Raw genomic sequence first — 18,017 nt, forward strand, 5'->3', positions numbered from 1 at the left:
AACAAGATCAAGTGTGATGAATTTATCATTTTAAAAGCGCAATTCTGGCGCGGGTCGAGACGAGGTTACTTTTTTTTGCTTGCCAAACGGCGCATTGCTTGGCTAAGCTTAGGGTCGCTCACAAAGTCAGCAGCACCTCGAATTAAGTCTTGAGTTTCTGTGCTTAGCGATCTTGAAATAGATTGTATCTTTGCGGGTGTTTGAGAGGGGATTCTCAAGCGAACTTGGAGTTTTTGTAGGTCTTTAAACTCATCAAGTTCCGACAGTTGTGCAATATATTGTTTTTGAAGGTAACCAAGTTGACTAATCATCGCTTGATTTTCGCCGGTAATCGTCAAAATACCATATTGATAACAAACAACCTGCCACTGCTCTGGTTGCGGTAGGATAGGTTGAATCAGTTTTGTAAGTTTCTGCCATGCAGTTACTTGCTTTGAGAGAAACGTTAAGTTTCCTGTTTTTATGTGTTTTCTGGTTTGTTGAAAGAGATTCACTGGTTCGGACATACATATTTCCTTCATGTTAATGTCTTAATCTTATGCGCTTCTTTCGGTAGATATCAAGGACGAGATCACGCAAGAAACATTCGTAAGAACAGTTTTAAGAGGTTTTTTATGCATATGCGACGTATTTTGTTGGCTTTTTCTTTTGCGGCATCGGCTGCTTCAGTAGCCTTCGCTGATTTGGTAGAACTCAATACAAATAATGCATCTTCGGATCGAATTGAGCAATTGACACGCACTTTATCGGAAGGTGCTTATACCGAATCTAATGATATTGATGTTCCTGCCGAAACGAAAATGTCCGTTCAGCTCCGTGAAAAAACGGTTGAACTCAACAATGCTTCACTGGCGAAAAAATACGGTTCGGAATCCTCTGCAAAAAGTTTTTCAAATAATCCATATTCGTGGTTAGTGACACACCCGCTTCCAAGTGCACGTGTGAGCTCTAGTTATGGTGGTCGTACAATGAATGGTCGTGCTGAGCGCCACTCAGGTCTAGATCTTGCTGCGCCAAGCGGTACACCGATTTATGCGACAGGCCCGGGGATTGTGACCAAGTCAGGTTGGGGTACGGGCTATGGTCAATATGTTGAAATTAACCATGGCAATGGTTACATCACGCGCTATGCCCATGCATCACGTTTAATTGCTCGTGTTGGTGACCGAGTAGACGCTGGTGAACATATTGCCAATGTCGGATGTACAGGTCGTTGTACTGGCCCACATTTACACTATGAAGTAGTGAAAGATGGTCAACGCAAGAACCCATCGACTTATTTAGCAATGTTGCCTTAATCCGATTTGATCGATGATCCGAACTTACCGTTGGTCTGATGCTTGAAAAAGGAATACAGCTCTGACGGAATCTAAGTTAGCATCAAAAAACAGCATTAAATGTATAAAAAACCGCCTAAATTGGCGGTTTTTTGTTATCTTGGGTAATGAATGGTCAATGACTATTTAGTTGCTAAATAGTATGGCTCAGCCATATTCAGCTGTAGCGATACTCTTATAGGACGAAAGTATGATACATATTAGCGTATAAGATTAGGATATCGAAATAGGTGAATTATGGCGTTTTATGGTGATACTGACGCGCAAGAAACGCAAGAGTGGCAAGATGCGTTTGACTCCGTTTTACAACACATGGGGACTGAGCGTGCAGCTTTTCTACTAGAAAAACTGTATCAACAAGCAATCGCTAAACATGTCCCTATTCAGCGTTTAAACACGCCTTATTTAAATACAATTTCAGTGGCTGAAGAACCTGCAATGCCAGGCGATCAAGACATGGAGCGTCGTATCCGTGCATTGATTCGTTGGAATGCGCTAGCGATGGTACTCCGTGCCAATAAAACGGGTGATGACTTAGGTGGTCACTTGGCAAGTTTTGCATCTTCAGCAACATTATATGATGTCGGTTTTAACCACTTTTTCCGTGCCAATAACGACAACTTTGGTGGGGACATGATTTATTATCAAGGTCACTGTGCGCCAGGTATTTATGCGCGTTCGTTCCTTGAAGGTCGTTTGACTGAAGAGCATCTAAACAATTTCCGTCGCGAAGTGGACGGTGTTGGCTTACCTTCTTATCCACATCCATACTTAATGCCTGATTATTGGCAGTTCCCAACGGTATCGATGGGTCTTGGCCCAATCATGTCGATTTACCAAGCACATATTCAAAAGTATTTGATGAACCGCGGTTTAATCAAAGAAGAAAATCGCAAAGTTTGGGCATACCTTGGCGATGGTGAGATGGATGAGCCAGAAAGCACAGGTGCAATTTCACTTGCGGGTCGTGAAAAATTAGACAATCTCATTTGGGTTGTAAACTGTAACTTACAGCGTCTAGATGGCCCAGTACGTGGTAACGGTAAAATTATTCAAGAATTAGAATCTTTATTCCGTGGCGCGGGCTGGCGTGTCATTAAAGTGGTTTGGGGCCGTCACTGGGACCCACTACTGGCTAAAGACAGCACTGGTGCTTTAAAAGCGGTTATGGAAGAAACACTGGATGGCGAATACCAACGCTTACAAGTGAAGGGTGGTGCATATGCACGCGAAAAATTCTTTGGTAAATACCCAGAAGCGGCTGAGTTGATTAAAGACTTAAGCGATGAAGATATTGATAACCTGAACCGTGGTGGTCATGATCCGTACAAAGTTTTTGCAGCCTATGCAGAAGCATGTACAGCCAAAGGTCAACCAACTGTAATCTTAGCGAAAACTGTTAAAGGTTATGGCTTGTCTGATGAAATTGAAGCGGTCAATAAAACGCACCAAATCAAAAAGATGCAGATTGATTCGTTGAAATACGTGCGTAACCGTTTCAACTTGCCATTTACCGATGAGCAATTAGAAGAAGTGCCTTTCTATCGTCCAAGCGAAAACTCGCCTGAATTGAAATATATGAAAGCACGTCGTGAAGCACTAGGTGGTTACTTACCTGCACGTCGTAAAGAAAGTGAACAGTTGGCTATTCCAGAACTTTCTGTCTTTGATGCAGTATTAAAAGGCTCACAAGGCAAAGAACAATCAACCACCATGGTAATGGTTCGTTTAATCGCTGCATTGTTAAAAGAAAAAGCCATTAAAGACCGTGTTGTTCCTATTGTTCCAGATGAAGCACGTACTTTTGGTCTAGAAGGTATGTTCCGTCAGTTAGGTATTTATGCAGCCAATGGTCAGCATTACACGCCTGAAGACCAAGAACAGTTGATGCATTACCGTGAAGCAAAAGATGGTCATATGCTTCAAGAAGGCATTAACGAAGCAGGTGCAATGAGCGCTTGGGCAGCATTGGCAACCAGTTATTCAACCAATAACTTACCCATGATTCCAATGTACATGTACTACTCTATGTTTGGTTTTCAACGTATTGGCGACATTGCATGGGCTGCAGGTGATGCACAAGCACAAGGTTTCTTATTGGGTGCAACAGCAGGTCGTACCACGCTAAATGGTGAAGGTTTACAACACCAAGATGGTCACTCGCATATTTTAGCCAATACGATTCCGAACTGTGTGTCGTATGACCCATGTTTTGGTTATGAATTAGCAGTTATTGTGCATGATGGTTTACAACGCATGTATGTGAACCAAGAGCGTATTTTCTATTACTTAACGGTAATGAACGAAAACTACGAGCATCCTGAAATGCCACAAGGTGCTGAAGAAGGCATTAAACGTGGTATGTACTTACTTCAAAAAGATGAAAAAGCCTCTGTTCAGTTGATGGGTTCAGGTGTAATTCTGCGTGAAGTCATTAAAGCTGCTCAAATCTTACGTGATGAATACCAAATCCATTCAAATGTATTTAGCGTCACAAGTTTCAATGAACTTGCACGTGATGGTATGGCATGTGAAGAATACAACCGCTTGCATCCAATGAGCGAGAATGTGAAAGAGGCTTGGGTGACTGAGCAATTGCGCGGTACAGAAGGTATCGTGGTTTCTGCAACAGATCATATGCGTGCTTATAGCGAACAAATTCGTGCATATCTTCCAGACAATCGTCCATTCGTAGCATTGGGTACAGATGGTTATGGTCGTTCAGATTCACGCGCTAAATTACGTAGTTACTTTGGTGTAGATGCAGCGCATATTGTTGTTGCCACACTGAAAAAATTGGCTGATGAAGGTGAAGTGGATGCACGCTTAGTAAAAGATGCCATCTCTACATTTGAATTAGATACGGATCGTCCAGTAGCTTGGGCTCCTCAAGCAACGCCATCTGTACACGCTGTAGCTGACTACAAAGAGGAGAAATAAGTATGCAAATTACAACTCCTGATATTGGTGTAGATAAAGCCGTTGTTGCTGAAATTTTGGTCAAAGTTGGCGACACCATTGCGGTTGATGACAGTGTCGTTCTATTAGAATCAGACAAAGCATCTGTTGAAGTGCCAAGCACTTCAGCAGGCGTGGTGAAGAGCATTCTGGTGAACTTAGGTGACTCGGTTGCTGAAGGTGCAGCGCTGATTGAGCTGGAAGCCGAGGGGCAAACTGAAGCGCTAGCAGTACAAGCTCAGGCTGACGTTGTACAAGCTGAAGAAAAGCCTGCACCCGCTGCTGTTGCTGAAACGACTTCACCAGCTGCGACTACAGCATCACAAGTGATTGATGTGCAAGTACCAGACATTGGTGTGGAAAAAGCAACCGTTGGTGAAATTTTGGTGTCGGTTGGCGATCAAATTGACGTTGATCAAAGCATCCTTGTGGTTGAGTCAGACAAAGCGACTGTGGAAGTCCCGAGTACGATTTCAGGCACAGTGGAATCAATTAGCGTTCAAGTTGGTGATAGTGTTAAAGAAGGTGTGGTGATTCTGACTGTAAAAACAGCAGCGTCAGTTGCACCAGTGACTGCTGAGCCTACGCCAGTTGCAGAACCTCAAACCTCTGAAGCTCAGTCTGCTGAAGCAGCGCCACAAGCTGCTGCTGCGCCTGCAGGTGCGGTTGAAATTGCAGTGCCTGACTTGGGTGTAGACAAAGCGACTGTTGCTGAGATTTTGGTGTCAGTAGGTGATACGGTTGAAAAAGACCAAAGTATCATCGTGGTTGAATCAGACAAAGCAACGGTTGAAGTACCAAGCACAACAGCGGGTGTGATTAAAGCCATTCATGTTGCATTGGGACAAAATGTATCGGAAGGTGTGGCTTTGGTGACCATTGAGGCTGAGGGTCAAGCCCCTGCACCAGTGGCTCAAGCGGTTGTTCAGACACCAGCAAAACCTACAGCAGCTCCAGCTGCAACTACACAAGTGGTGGCATCTACTGTACAGGCTGCACCAGCAGCTCAAGGTGCAGATAAGCTGACCAAAGAACAAAATGCAGCCAATGCTAAAGTTTACGCGGGTCCTGCAGTACGTAAACTGGCGCGTGAATTGGGCGTGGTGCTGGCAGAAGTTAAAGCTTCTGGGCCGCATGCACGTTTAATGAAAGATGACCTTTTTGCTTATGTGAAAGGTCGTTTAACAGCACCACAAACTGCACCTGCTGTGACGGCTGTTGCTGCTGCGGGCTTACCGAAACTGCCTGACTTTAGTGCATTTGGTGGTGTAGAAGAGAAAGTGCTGACACGTCTGCAACAAGTCTCTATTCCGCAGTTGTCTTTAAACAACTATATTCCGCAAGTAACTCAGTTTGATTTGGCAGATATTACTGAGCTTGAAGCTTGGCGTAATGATCTTAAAGGTAACTTTAAGAAAGATGGTATTAGCTTGACCATTATGGCGTTCATTATTAAAGCTGTTGCGCATTTGCTGAAAGAGGAGCGTGATTTTGCAGGTCACTTGGCTGATGATGGCAAGTCTGTACTCTTGCGTAACGAAATCCATATGGGCATTGCTGTAGCAACACCAGATGGTTTAACCGTTCCTGTATTACGTAATCCAGACCAGAAATCGATTAAAGACATTGCGGTGGAGCTTGGTGTATTGGGTCAGAAAGCACGTGATAAGAAGCTTTCGCCGAAAGATCTACAAGGTGCAAACTTCACGATTTCAAGCTTAGGTGCAATTGGTGGTACAGCATTTACACCACTGGTGAACTGGCCGCAAGTCGCGATTTTGGGAATTTCTCCAGCGACGATGCAACCAGTATGGAATGGTCAAGGTTTTGATCCGAAACTGATGTTGCCGTTATCTCTGTCTTATGATCACCGTGTGATCAATGGAGCGGATGCAGCGCGCTTTACCAATAAGCTGACCAAGTTGTTGAAAGACATCCGTACTTTGCTGATCTGATGATCTAGCTTTTAGCCCTGCTATTCTCTTTTCTCAAAAGAGAGAAAAGCTGCTGGAAGTCTTGAAAAAAATACCTCAATAAAGACCCTGCTTCGGCAGGGTCTTTTGTATTTATAGATTGCCAAAAAACATATTTTCGCCTAACATGGTGTTACTTCATTGGGGAGTAGCCGCTGTTCCTAAGAACAGGTGATGATCAACATATTTGCTCTAAAACGAGCATGGTCATCATAGCAAAGAACCAAATGAGCTTCTAAAGAGCTTTCTTTTGTTGGCAAGACCTTTGATTTACCACTCTGCAGATTTTTGGCTAGCAGGAGCGGTGAGTCATTGGTATTTGTTATGCTAGCCAGAGAAAGACATCATGTATGAATTCCTCCTCTCCACAGCCATCGTGGCTTTAGCTGAAATGGGCGATAAGACCCAACTGCTTGCATTGTTACTTGCTGCACGTTTCCGTAAACCCGTCCCAATTCTATTGGCTATTTTGCTGGCGACCATTATTAACCATGGTGTCTCTGCTGTTTTAGGCCAATGGATCACCACAGTTTTAAGCCCTGATGCGCTGATCTGGATTCTCTCGATTGGTTTCATTGCTATGGCAGGTTGGATGTTGATTCCTGATCAGTTGGATGATGAGTCAGGCAGCATTAAGAAATGGCAGAAACTAGGGGTATTTGGCGCAACGTTTGTGTTGTTCTTTTTGGCCGAAATTGGTGATAAAACCCAAATTGCGACAGTGGCTTTAGCGGCACGTTTTGACAGTATAGTTTGGGTGATGTTGGGTACGACTTTAGGGATGATGTTGGCTAATGCGCCAGCGGTCTTTATTGGCGATAAGTTGGCGACCAAGTTGCCAATTGCCTTAATTCATAAAATTGGTGCGGCCATTTTCTTGGTCATTGGTATTGCGACACTTGTACAGCATTATTTCTTCTAATTCACCGTAGAAAATAAGAATCCCGACTTAAAAAATCGGGATTTTTTATTGAAAAATGATCTTCAATTTATTGATATATCAAATGATATTGGTCGCAAATGCATTGTAAGTTTGTGTAAATCCATATATGTTGTAGGTATTAAAAAGTCTTTTAAGAAAAACAGCATTTTGAGGGGATGGGCATGGCATTTGACCGCACAACGTCACAGGTTTTATATGATGATGGCACACATAAGTGTATTAGCTTTACCAGCTTGGTCAAAGGCGAGGGTGTACAGGCAAATCAGTTTTTAATTATTGACCATGAGCGTGCTGCGGTCTTAGATCCGGGTGGTGATTTAACCTATGTGCCGCTGACCATGGAGTTGAATAAATATACGCGTTTGACCAATCTTGATTTTGTGATGGCCTCACACCAAGACCCCGACATTATTACCTCAATGCCGCGTTGGTTGGTCTATACCGAAGCGAAAGTGGTGGCTTCTAAACTTTGGGCACGCTTTTTACCTCACTTGAACTCTGCCTTTATGAGTGAGCGGATGAAAGGTAACTGGCTGGATCGTTTAGTGGAGCTACCAGACCACGGTCAGGTGATTACGTTGGGGCAGTCTTCGATTATTGCTGTGCCTGCGCATTTTTTACATTCGGTGGGTAATTTTCAGTTTTATGACCCAATTGCCAAAATTTTATTTTCAGGCGATATGGGGGCATCGATGGTGGACGATGCCTCAAAACCTTTGGAAAACTTTGCTGCGCATATTCCTAAAATGAAAGGGTTTCATCAGCGCTATATGTGCAATAACAAAGTGATTCGTTTATGGGTCAATATGGTCCGCACGATGGATGTCGAAATGATTGTACCGCAGCATGGGACACCGTTTATTGGGCACGAGCAGATTCATCAATTTTTAGATTGGATTGAGACTTTGGAGTGCGGTACAGACTTGATGGATGAGAGTGTTTTTACCTGTCCAACTTAAGTGACAAAATAGTCGTAAATTTTGCTTGTTTGGCAACCACAATTTTTTTAATATTTTCTTCCAAAAAAAGTTTTTTGAAAATGAGAATATAAAGGATGTTGTCTCAAGTTCCAACGGAAGATGCCTGTTTAAGCTGCGGGGCATGTTGTGCCTTTTTTAGAGTCTCATTTTACTGGGCTGAAGGCATCTCCATGCCTGAACATTACACAGAACCAGTGACGGCGGTGTATTCATGCATGGTTGGAACTAATCAAGCCAGTCCACGCTGTATCGCACTGCAAGGCACCATTGGTGAGCACGTGAGTTGTGGGATGTATGAACAGCGTAGCTCTTCATGTAAAGAAGTTCAAATTGCTGATGATCAATGCAACAAAGCGCGACGTGCGCACAATATGATTCCATTTGTGCAATTGGAAGCGAGCATTGCCGTCAATGATGAAGGTTTTGATCAAGTGTGTTAATCAGTAAAAGCAGAGTCAAGGCTCTGCTTTTTGAGTTTTTGAAAGTAAATCAAATCCATCTCAAAACAAGAAATAAAAAAATAAAGGTGAAAATGAAGAGTTTAAATAAAATATAGGTTTTATCACTTTATTTTCTAAGATAAAAAAATAAATTTTCAATTGAAATGAAATTTAAGTTCATATTTGTTTATAATAGCGCACGGAAATTACCAGTGAGACTGCCATGTTGACCATCGTTCAAGACGCGTTAACTTTTGATGATGTCCTATTACTCCCTGCCTATTCTACTGTTCTCCCAAAAGATGTCTCATTAAAGACACGATTCACGCGCGGCATTAATTTAAATATCCCCCTTGTTTCAGCAGCAATGGATACGGTGACTGAATCACGTATGGCGATTGCGATGGCGCAAAACGGTGGTATTGGTATTTTGCACAAGAACATGGATATTGCTGCACAAGCTGCAGAAGTCCGTCGTGTGAAAAAATTTGAAGCAGGGATGGTGAAAGATCCAATCACTGTGACACCTGAAACCACAGTACGCGAATTGATCTCGATTACTCAAGCCAACAACATCAGCGGTGTGCCTGTTGTGAAAGATGGCAAAGTGGTCGGTATTGTCACAGGTCGCGATACACGCTTTGAAACGAACCTTGAGCAACCTGTAAGCAACATCATGACTGGTCAAGACCGCCTTGTGACTGTTCGTGAAGGTGAATCGAAAGAAAATATTCAAGCTTTACTGCAAAAGCATCGCATTGAAAAAGTTTTGGTTGTTGGTGAACATAACGAACTCAAAGGTTTAATTACAGTCACTGACTTCCGTAAAGCGGAAAGCTATCCAAGCAGCTGTAAAGATGACCTTGGTCGCTTACGCGTAGGTGCTGCAGTCGGTACAGGTGTAGAAACACCAAGTCGTGTAGAAGCTTTGGTTGAAGCGGGTGTTGATGCAATTGTCGTAGATACGGCGCATGGTCACTCTGCGGGTGTGATCGAGCGTGTACGTTGGGTGAAAGCGAATTACCCACAAGTCCAAGTGATTGGCGGTAATATTGCAACTGGGGATGCTGCATTGGCACTTCTTGATGCCGGCGCAGATGCGGTCAAAGTCGGTATCGGCCCAGGCTCAATTTGTACCACGCGTATTGTAGCGGGTATTGGCATGCCGCAGATTTCTGCGATTGATAGCGTTGCCAATGCACTAAAAGATCAAATTCCATTAATTGCAGATGGTGGTATTCGTTTCTCTGGTGACATGGCGAAAGCGATTGGCGCGGGTGCGAGTACGATTATGGTCGGTTCACTCCTTGCCGGGACTGAAGAAGCGCCAGGTGAAGTGGAATTCTTCCAAGGTCGTTACTATAAGGCGTATCGTGGTATGGGCTCATTGGGCGCGATGGCAGGAGCAACAGGTTCTGCGGATCGTTATTTCCAAGACTCTAAAGCAGGTGCTGAGAAACTTGTTCCTGAAGGGATCGAAGGTCGTGTGCCATACAAGGGACCAATGGGTAACATTGTGCACCAAATGATGGGCGGTTTACGTTCTTCTATGGGTTATACGGGTTCATCTGTGATTGAAGATCTTCGTCAAAATGCGAAGTTTGTGAAAATTACTTCGGCAGGTATGTCTGAGTCACATGTTCATGACGTAACAATTACCAAAGAAGCACCAAACTATCGCGTTGGCTAATAAAGTTATACGAATTGTTGAATGTAAAAGCCGTCATTTTTATGACGGCTTTTTCGTTTTGGTGTAAAGTGTCGTGAGTAAAAAAGTGATGATTTAGATCACCATTAAGAAGTGAGTATAACATGAGTTATTTTGGTACCGATGGTATTCGCGGTAAGTTTGGCGTCCTCCCTATTACCCCTGAATTTGCCCTTAAATTAGGCTTTGCCGCAGGGAAAGTTTTAAAACGCCACAGTAAAAAATCAAAACCATTGGTAGTACTCGGAAAAGATACACGTTTATCCGGTTATATTTTAGAGTCGGCATTGCAAGCAGGTTTAAATGCGGCAGGGGTTTATGTACATTTATTGGGCCCATTACCAACCCCAGCGATTGCACATTTGACCCGTGCTTTACATGCAAGTTTGGGCATTGTGATTTCAGCATCACATAATCCTTATTTTGATAATGGGATCAAGTTCTTTTCCAGTGAAGGTAAGAAACTACCAGATGCTATTCAAGAAGAAATTAATCAGGAACTTGAAAAAGAATTAGTGATTGAAGACACGGCAAACTTAGGTAAAAGTGTCCGCGTAAAAGATGCCAATGGCCGCTATATTGAATTTTGTAAATCCACATTTCCATACCATTTAGACTTGAATGATTTAACCATTGTGGTGGATTGCGCCAATGGTGCTGCATATAACGTGGGTCCATCGGTCTTTCGTGAGCTCGGCGCCAAGGTCATTGCCATTCATAATGAGCCTAACGGTGTAAATATCAATGAGCAATGTGGTTCGACCCATCCTGAGCATTTGCAGCAACTCGTAGTGAAGCATAAGGCTGATTTGGGCATCGCCTTTGATGGGGATGCAGACCGCGTTATTTTAGTAGATAAAGATGGCAAGCTGATTGATGGCGACCATATTTTATATATCTTAGCGACACAGAGCGCTAAAAAGCCTGCTGGAATAGTCGGTACCTTGATGTCAAACATGGCTTTGGAACTGGCTTTGGAAAAAGCGGGTGTGGCGTTATTACGTGCCAAAGTGGGGGATCGTTATGTCCTACAAGGTCTAGAAGAAAAAGGCTGGGTCATTGGCGGTGAGCCATCAGGGCATATTTTAACCTTGGATAAAAGTACCACAGGTGATGCCATTATTGCGGCTCTACAAGTCCTTACCGTGATGGTCGAGCAGAAGAAAGCGCTGCATGAATTGGTTGCTGACTTTAAGCTTCTACCGAATGTGTTGGTGAATGTACGTTTAGAGGCGATGTTTGACCCTTATGCGGTGCCTGCTTTGGTGGCTGAATTTGATAAAGCCGAGCAACAACTTAAAGGTCGTGGTCGTTTGTTGATTCGTAAATCAGGCACAGAGCCTGTGATTCGTGTCATGGTGGAAGGGGATGACCTCGATGAAGTCAGCACTTTAGCCCATGCATTGGCTGATGCTGTACGTGCGAATGCAGCTTAATAAGGAGTGAAAAATGAGTGATTTAATTAAAGATCTCAGCGAGCTTCGTTTAAGTTACCAAAAAGGCGAGCTGCTTGAAGAGCGAGTAGAAACCCATCCACATGCCCAGTTCTTGCTTTGGTTTAATCATGCTTTAGAAGCACAACTGCACGAACCCTATGCTATGTCATTGGCGACAGCGAGTGTGCAGGGTCGGCCGCATGTACGAACGGTATTGCTGCGCGGTGCAACTGAAGCAGGTTATGATTTTTATACCAATTATGACAGTCAAAAAGGCAATGATTTGGCTGAAAACCCATATGCAGAGTTACTGTTTTATTGGCAAGAGCAGGAACGTCAGATTCGCATTGGTGGTAAAGTGGTTAAAATTTCTGAAGCAGAATCGACGGACTACTATCATAAGCGCCCACGAGATAGCCAAATTGCGGCACATATCAGTACACCACAAAGTGGCGTGATTGAAAGCCGTGAAGTCTTGCAACAACGTTTTGAGCAATTGCAGAACCAAGTTGAAGGTAAATCAGAACTCAATAAACCCCTCTTTTGGGGTGGCTACCGTCTCGAGCCCGACTACTATGAGTTTTGGCAAGGGCGTCCGAACCGTTTACATGACCGTTTAAGTTATGAAAAACAGCAAGATGTCTGGATGCTGAAACGTTTGATGCCATAAATGTCAGCCATTCAAATTAAGCAAAGACCCTTTATTACCTGTCCTGAATTATTTCAGGACATTCCTGCGTTTATTGCAGAAATTTTAGCCCGCCGTGGGGTGGCGTCAACGCAGGAGCTGGAGTTAAAGCTCAAGCATTTACTGGCCCCTAGTCTGAAAGGCTTAAATGAAGCGGTTCAGTTGATGGATGCTGCAATTGATCAGCAACACAAAATTGTCATTGTGGGTGATTATGATGCAGATGGTGCAACCAGCACCGCTTTAATGATCTTGGCTTTGCGAGAAATGGGGGCGCAGGTAGAGTATCTGGTTCCAGATCGCTTTAAATATGGTTATGGCTTAACGCCTGCGATTGCGGATTTAGCATTTACCAGCTTTACACCTGATTTATTGATTACCGTTGATAATGGTATTTCCAGTCATGACGGCGTGAAACAAGCGCAAGATCATGGCATGCAGGTGATTATTACCGATCACCATTTGACCACCAAACCGACTCCCAGTGCCCAAGCGGTAGTGAATCCGAACCAGTTGGGGTGTGATTTTCCAAGTAAAGCCTTAGCTGGGGTCGGCGTGGCCTTTTATGTCTTGGCTAACTTATCGACCTATCGTAAAAAACTAAATAAGTCTTCGACACTCATGAGTCAGTATTTGGATTTGGTGGCCTTGGGGACTTATGCCGATGTTGCCAGTCTTGACTATAACAATCGCATCTTGGTCGATGTTGGCCTGAAGCGCATTCAACAGCATTTATGCCGCCCTGGTATCAGTGCTCTACTGGAGATTGCAGGTCGAGAGGCTGCAACTTTAAAAGCGCAAGATTTGGGGTTTGTACTGGGACCACGTATTAATGCGGCAGGTCGCATGGAAACCATGGATATCGGGATTGAATGTCTATTAGCACAGGACTTTGCCTCTGCCTATCCATTGGCAGAACAACTGAATCAGTTGAATGTGGAACGTCGTCAAGTTGAAACCACGATGAAACAAGAGGCCTTAATAGCCTTGGATCAAATTCAACTAGATGATACGGTCTTACCCGCGGCTTTAATTATGTTCGAGCCGCATTGGCATCAAGGGGTGATTGGCATTGTTGCAGGGCGCTTAAAAGAACAGTTTCATCGTCCGAGTATTGTGTTTGCTGCAGATGAAGATGGGATACATATCAAAGGTTCAGCACGCTCGATTGAAGGAGTGCATATCCGCGATGCCATTGAGTGTGTTGCTGAGCAATATCCACATTTGGTCAGCCACTTTGGTGGGCATGCTGCGGCAGCGGGTTTAACCATTCAAAAAGTCCATTTTGAAGAGTTTAAGCAGGCCTTTGAAGTACTGATGGCAGCTCAGGATGAAGGTCTATTTACGGCGACTTTATGGACCGATGGTGAGTTAGCAGCAGAAAATATTCAGGTTGAAACGGTCGATCTTCTACAGCAGATTAGTCCATGGGGGCAAAAGTTTCCAGCACCTATTTTTGAAGGAAACTTTCAAATTTTAGATTTCCGCTGGTTGAAAGAAGTGCATTTAAAATTACGTATTGCTTTAGACAATGGACAGGTCGTGGATGCCATTGCTTTTAATGCGGCGGACAAATACCAGTTCAATGAGATGAACCATCAAGTTCGTTTGGTTTATGAGCTGGATAAAAATGAATTTCGTGGCAATGTCAGCGTACAACTTCGCATTTTGCATTTAGAACAACACTAAAAAACCGCTCTATAGAGCGGTTTTTTTTAATACATTTTTGTTTCAATTAGAAGCGGAATGTACCATTGATACCGTATGAATCAGCATCTTCCGTTGTTGTGTAGTTCAAGCCAACAGCAATAGCAGGCGTAAAGAATTTTTGCGCGCGAACAGCCCAAACTGTGTCAAAGTCATCGAATGTTGTATCCATAAACGAAACACCAACACTTAAGGTTGGATCGATATATAAATCGGCACCTAAGCGGTAAGCAGTTTCATCGCCAAAGTATGTTGCACCTTCAAAATTGGTAAAATGGTTACCAATTTGAGTCACATATTTAGCGCGTAAGGTCACAGCTGTATCGTCTGCTACTGCGGAGATATTTGAGAATGTATCAATGAAGCCATTTTTTGAAACATACATTGGATCAAGATTTTCTTTGGCTACACCAGCCGCAATGAGTAGCCCATCGACAGGCAGGTAACCTGCTTCTAATGCATAACCCACATTATCATCTGATGCTTTACCAAATTCACTTTCAACCGTTACTTCAGAGCGGTTGAGGCTACCAGAAACATAAAATTGAGAGTTTGGGATAAAAAATTCACCATTTAAACCGACTGTGTCAATTTCTAAATCGGCGCCGTCTTCATCAATACTTGAGTTCGCATAACCAAGACCAATGTTGCTTGCTTTACTTAAAAAAGCAGCCTCTGCAAGTGGCGAATTTTTAGTGTTCACTCCATTTAAGTAGTATTTGCCACCGATGCCAAAAGTATCAAGATCTTCACTGTCACCATCAAAGCTTGTATTTTCGTAGTTTGCATTGATTTCCGCTTGATAAGCATGTGCAGTCCCGAAGCTCGCAATAAGTGCGGTAGTAAGTGCAAGTTGTTTAAGCATTTTAGAGGTTCTCTCTTTGTTATAAAAAATATGACTGTTCTATGACAGTTGTAACGAAGTGTACGAAAAAGTAGCAGGTAGTCAATCTTTATTTATAACAATGCTTTATCAGAGTGCAAAAAGCCCATTCGAAAATGGGCTTTGAGTATTCAAGGTTTTTAATTGGTTTTAGAAACGATATTTAGCAGCTAAACCGAATTTGTTGTAGTCGTTGTTGCCATCTTCACCAAAACCAACACGGCCTTCAAGGCTGACTTGCGGGGTAAAGAATTTACGTGCATTGATACCAAATTCGTTAGTATCACCATAGTCACGGTCTTTGCTGTAGTAATCTACACCTAGGCTTAAGGTTTTATCGATGAAGTAATCTGCTGCAAGATTATATTCGTCTAAATCACCAAAACCTGCGCCTGCTTCTAAGTTAATATCTTTACCATTGCTTAGAGAAGTGACATATTTAGCGCGAAGAGTAGGATCTACGCCATCGTCATAATCGTTGTCATAGCCTTTTAGACCCGCAGCAATTAATAAACCTGGTGCTGGTAAATAACCCACTTCAGCGCCATAAACGGTCTCATCAAAATCGGCACCGCGGTCAAATTTCCTATCATCGCGACCAACATTACCACTCACATAGAAATCTGAGTTAGGGACAAAGACTTCAGCACCGACGCCATAACGATGACGTTCATTATCACCTACTTCGTCGTATTGGTATTTTGCGTTAACGTTACTTGCACGGTCTAAGAATGCTGCTTCTGCAAGTGGCGCATTACGTGTTTGAACTGGGTTGAAATAGTATGTGCCATCTACGCCAAAAGAGCCGCTTGAACTACCGTTGTCTGGATCAATTAGGCCAGCTGAAGCACCCACTTCTGCTTGGTATGCATGTGCAGTACCTGTGACCGCTAGAGCTGAAAGTAATGCTGAAGCAATTGCTAATTTTTTCATGGTATGTACCCCTCGTAAGTGGAACTGTATTTCATTAATTTTTTGTTACAACTTCAGTCTAGGGCAAAATAAAAAAGCGTCAACCAAAGGAAAGTTAATGCTCTGTATCTAAGGTTACATCGTGTAATTTTTTAAATTTAAATGATTGATAATAAATTATAAATTTATAATGTTTTGTTTTATTAAAATTGTGTAGATTATGTGGATTTCATAATTTTTGACGCCATTTTAACCAATTTTAACTCAAAATGTTTAGTCCGTTCGTCTGTTGAGAAAGCTTCTCAGACGTATTTTTTTTGGATGGTTCGCATTTGTATGCAGCTTGATTTTGGATCAAGTGAATACTTTTTGGGAGGCTAAAAAATTTTAAGCTCTAGAAAGAAGGGTGTGATTTTGTCGAATTTGAGATGAATAATCCCAGCCGTCGACTGTGATATAATCAGCGGCTATTTTTCGCTTTATATTGATTGAGAGTAATTCACGTGGAAATTAATCCGTATCTAAACCAATTAAAAGACTTAAACGACCGTGGTCTCACATTACGGGGGTATCTTTGACTACGATCTGAAAAAAGAGCGTTTAGAAGAGGTTCTCCGTGAATTAGAAGATCCAGCGATTTGGAATGATCAAAGCCGTGCACAAGCCATGGCCAAAGAAAAAGGCGAACTTGAAAACGTCTTAAATGTGTTAGATGGTTTGGCAACGCAGCTTGAAGATGCGCAAGCGATGCTTGATTTGGCAGTAGAAGCAGATGATGAAAGTCTGTTGGCTGATGTCCAAGCTGAATTGACTTCTGCAGAAGAAGAGTTAGCGAAGCTTGAATTCCGCCGTATGTTCAGTAACCCAATGGACCCAAATCCATGTTATGTGGAAATTCAAGCCGGTTCAGGTGGGACAGAAGCACAAGACTGGGCTTCAATGCTACTGCGTATGTATATGCGCTGGATTGAACGTCATGGTTTTAAAGCTGAATTGATGGAAGAGTCAGACGGCGATGTGGCTGGGATTAAGTCAGCAACGATTCGTGTGGAAGGTGAGTATGCCTATGGCTGGTTGCGTACCGAATCGGGTGTGCATCGCTTAGTGCGTAAATCGCCATTTGACTCGGGTAACCGCCGTCATACCTCATTCTCTGCTGTGTTTGTCTCGCCAGAAGTCGATGACAACATTGAAATTGATATCAACCCATCTGACGTGCGTACCGATACCTACCGTGCTTCGGGTGCAGGTGGTCAGCACATTAACAAAACAGACTCTGCGGTACGTTTAACCCACGCGCCAACAGGCATTGTAGTGGCGTGTCAGAACCAACGTTCACAACATGCCAACCGTGACCATGCGTGGAAACAGTTACGTGCGAAGTTGTATGAGTTGGAAATGAGCAAACGTAACGAAGCAGCGCAAGCACTTGAAGACTCGAAGTCGGATATTGGTTGGGGCAGTCAGATTCGTTCTTATGTATTGGATGACTCGCGTATTAAAGACTTACGTACGGGTGTTGAAAACTCCAACACAGGTGCAGTACTAGATGGTGACCTTGATAAGTTTATTGAAGCAAGCTTAAAACAAGGTTTGTAATTTAAATGATGAATGAAAGCAAAGGGTTATCAGCTATTTTACAATATATCTAAAAAAATCGATATTAAAATCGAAAAAATGCGATATATTAAGTAAAACAAGCTGACAACGCTTTGTTGCCCATTAAACGTGTCTTGAGTATGGATATAGATTTAATTTTTAAAGCCTTGGCTAATCCAACGCGTCGCCAAATTTTGGAATGGTTAAAAAAACCGGAACAATTTTTATCGAGTGACGAATGTGGTGACTTTAGACGCGGCGTATGTGCAGGTCATATCGAACGGTTGGGAAATGTATCGCAATCGACGATGTCGAACCATTTGTCCGTTTTACAGCAGGCCGGTTTAATTCAAGTGGAAAAATATGGACAATGGTCTTATTTTTCTCGCAATGAAGCGTTGATTCAGCAATTTATCGAACACCTACAACAACACCTTTAACAGGTGGGAGTAA

The 18,017-nt window shown here is 43.0% G+C and carries 15 protein-coding genes and 1 riboswitch; of the genes, 12 read left to right on the top strand and 3 right to left on the bottom strand.

Annotated elements, in window-relative coordinates; genetic code table 11:
• Positions 1–65 precede the first annotated feature (65 nt).
• Positions 66–506, bottom strand: a complete 441-nt coding sequence (locus AC5EUN_RS00190; RefSeq protein ID WP_058870506.1) for a hypothetical protein — start codon at positions 504–506, stop codon at positions 66–68.
• Between the two features lie 108 nt (positions 507–614).
• Between AC5EUN_RS00190 and AC5EUN_RS00195 the strand changes: the two genes are divergently transcribed.
• The 10 genes from AC5EUN_RS00195 to recJ all read left to right on the top strand — a co-directional run bounded on the left by AC5EUN_RS00195 (position 615) and on the right by recJ (position 14,152).
• Positions 615–1,298, top strand: coding sequence for a M23 family metallopeptidase (locus AC5EUN_RS00195; RefSeq protein ID WP_178895756.1), 684 nt, complete (start codon positions 615–617; stop codon positions 1,296–1,298).
• Between the two features lie 276 nt (positions 1,299–1,574).
• Complete coding sequence (gene aceE / locus AC5EUN_RS00200) at positions 1,575–4,277, top strand: pyruvate dehydrogenase (acetyl-transferring), homodimeric type (RefSeq protein ID WP_160362009.1); 2,703 nt, start codon at positions 1,575–1,577, stop codon at positions 4,275–4,277.
• 2 nt (positions 4,278–4,279) lie between these two features.
• Positions 4,280–6,250, top strand: a complete 1,971-nt coding sequence (locus AC5EUN_RS00205; RefSeq protein WP_493352097.1) for a 2-oxo acid dehydrogenase subunit E2 — start codon at positions 4,280–4,282, stop codon at positions 6,248–6,250.
• A 139-nt stretch (positions 6,251–6,389) separates the two neighbouring features.
• A riboswitch (yybP-ykoY riboswitch) is annotated at positions 6,390–6,539 on the top strand.
• 75 nt (positions 6,540–6,614) lie between these two features.
• Positions 6,615–7,190 (top strand): TMEM165/GDT1 family protein, encoded by a 576-nt coding sequence (locus AC5EUN_RS00210; protein WP_062031969.1) that lies wholly within the window; start codon positions 6,615–6,617, stop codon positions 7,188–7,190.
• A 182-nt stretch (positions 7,191–7,372) separates the two neighbouring features.
• Positions 7,373–8,170 (top strand): oxygen-binding di-iron domain-containing protein, encoded by a 798-nt coding sequence (locus AC5EUN_RS00215; RefSeq protein ID WP_062031972.1) that lies wholly within the window; start codon positions 7,373–7,375, stop codon positions 8,168–8,170.
• A 95-nt stretch (positions 8,171–8,265) separates the two neighbouring features.
• Complete coding sequence (locus AC5EUN_RS00220) at positions 8,266–8,631, top strand: YkgJ family cysteine cluster protein (protein WP_062031975.1); 366 nt, start codon at positions 8,266–8,268, stop codon at positions 8,629–8,631.
• Positions 8,632–8,854: 223 nt separating this feature from the next.
• On the top strand, positions 8,855–10,321 hold the full coding sequence (gene guaB / locus AC5EUN_RS00225; RefSeq protein ID WP_004691717.1) for an IMP dehydrogenase: 1,467 nt from the start codon (positions 8,855–8,857) through the stop codon (positions 10,319–10,321).
• A gap of 122 nt (positions 10,322–10,443) precedes the next feature.
• Positions 10,444–11,775, top strand: coding sequence for a phosphoglucosamine mutase (gene glmM, locus AC5EUN_RS00230; protein WP_493352098.1), 1,332 nt, complete (start codon positions 10,444–10,446; stop codon positions 11,773–11,775).
• 13 nt (positions 11,776–11,788) lie between these two features.
• Entirely contained in the window at positions 11,789–12,445 is a 657-nt protein-coding gene (pdxH, locus tag AC5EUN_RS00235) for a pyridoxamine 5'-phosphate oxidase (protein ID WP_493352099.1), read from the top strand.
• Complete coding sequence (gene recJ, locus AC5EUN_RS00240; protein ID WP_493352100.1) at positions 12,446–14,152, top strand: single-stranded-DNA-specific exonuclease RecJ; 1,707 nt, start codon at positions 12,446–12,448, stop codon at positions 14,150–14,152.
• 46 nt (positions 14,153–14,198) lie between these two features.
• Here recJ and AC5EUN_RS00245 read toward each other — a convergent pair whose 3' ends face one another.
• Entirely contained in the window at positions 14,199–15,035 is an 837-nt protein-coding gene (locus AC5EUN_RS00245) for a putative porin (protein ID WP_130235400.1), read from the bottom strand.
• 168 nt (positions 15,036–15,203) lie between these two features.
• Positions 15,204–15,986 (bottom strand): putative porin, encoded by a 783-nt coding sequence (locus AC5EUN_RS00250; RefSeq protein WP_493352101.1) that lies wholly within the window; start codon positions 15,984–15,986, stop codon positions 15,204–15,206.
• Positions 15,987–16,468: 482 nt separating this feature from the next.
• Between AC5EUN_RS00250 and prfB the strand changes: the two genes are divergently transcribed.
• Positions 16,469–17,564 (top strand): peptide chain release factor 2 gene (gene prfB / locus AC5EUN_RS00255; protein WP_100222790.1). Its coding sequence is split into 2 segments (ribosomal slippage): positions 16,469–16,540 and positions 16,542–17,564, totalling 1,095 coding nucleotides; the frame shifts between segments, so codons are not numbered across the junction.
• Between the two features lie 140 nt (positions 17,565–17,704).
• Complete coding sequence (locus AC5EUN_RS00260; RefSeq protein ID WP_004978252.1) at positions 17,705–18,004, top strand: ArsR/SmtB family transcription factor; 300 nt, start codon at positions 17,705–17,707, stop codon at positions 18,002–18,004.
• Positions 18,005–18,017 lie beyond the last annotated feature (13 nt).

Source organism: Acinetobacter sp. CAU_H_S170_2 (genome assembly GCF_058890445.1).

What these genes read in the sequence shown, in the direction of transcription:
- AC5EUN_RS00190 (WP_058870506.1), bottom strand. Translation starts at nt 506, where the DNA reads ATGTCCGAACCAGTGAATCTCTTTCAACAAACCAGAAAACACATAAAA.
- AC5EUN_RS00195 (WP_178895756.1), top strand. Translation starts at nt 615, where the DNA reads ATGCATATGCGACGTATTTTGTTGGCTTTTTCTTTTGCGGCATCGGCT.
- aceE (WP_160362009.1), top strand. Translation starts at nt 1,575, where the DNA reads ATGGCGTTTTATGGTGATACTGACGCGCAAGAAACGCAAGAGTGGCAA.
- AC5EUN_RS00205 (WP_493352097.1), top strand. Translation starts at nt 4,280, where the DNA reads ATGCAAATTACAACTCCTGATATTGGTGTAGATAAAGCCGTTGTTGCT.
- AC5EUN_RS00210 (WP_062031969.1), top strand. Translation starts at nt 6,615, where the DNA reads ATGTATGAATTCCTCCTCTCCACAGCCATCGTGGCTTTAGCTGAAATG.
- AC5EUN_RS00215 (WP_062031972.1), top strand. Translation starts at nt 7,373, where the DNA reads ATGGCATTTGACCGCACAACGTCACAGGTTTTATATGATGATGGCACA.
- AC5EUN_RS00220 (WP_062031975.1), top strand. Translation starts at nt 8,266, where the DNA reads ATGTTGTCTCAAGTTCCAACGGAAGATGCCTGTTTAAGCTGCGGGGCA.
- guaB (WP_004691717.1), top strand. Translation starts at nt 8,855, where the DNA reads ATGTTGACCATCGTTCAAGACGCGTTAACTTTTGATGATGTCCTATTA.
- glmM (WP_493352098.1), top strand. Translation starts at nt 10,444, where the DNA reads ATGAGTTATTTTGGTACCGATGGTATTCGCGGTAAGTTTGGCGTCCTC.
- pdxH (WP_493352099.1), top strand. Translation starts at nt 11,789, where the DNA reads ATGAGTGATTTAATTAAAGATCTCAGCGAGCTTCGTTTAAGTTACCAA.
- recJ (WP_493352100.1), top strand. Translation starts at nt 12,446, where the DNA reads ATGTCAGCCATTCAAATTAAGCAAAGACCCTTTATTACCTGTCCTGAA.
- AC5EUN_RS00245 (WP_130235400.1), bottom strand. Translation starts at nt 15,035, where the DNA reads ATGCTTAAACAACTTGCACTTACTACCGCACTTATTGCGAGCTTCGGG.
- AC5EUN_RS00250 (WP_493352101.1), bottom strand. Translation starts at nt 15,986, where the DNA reads ATGAAAAAATTAGCAATTGCTTCAGCATTACTTTCAGCTCTAGCGGTC.
- AC5EUN_RS00260 (WP_004978252.1), top strand. Translation starts at nt 17,705, where the DNA reads ATGGATATAGATTTAATTTTTAAAGCCTTGGCTAATCCAACGCGTCGC.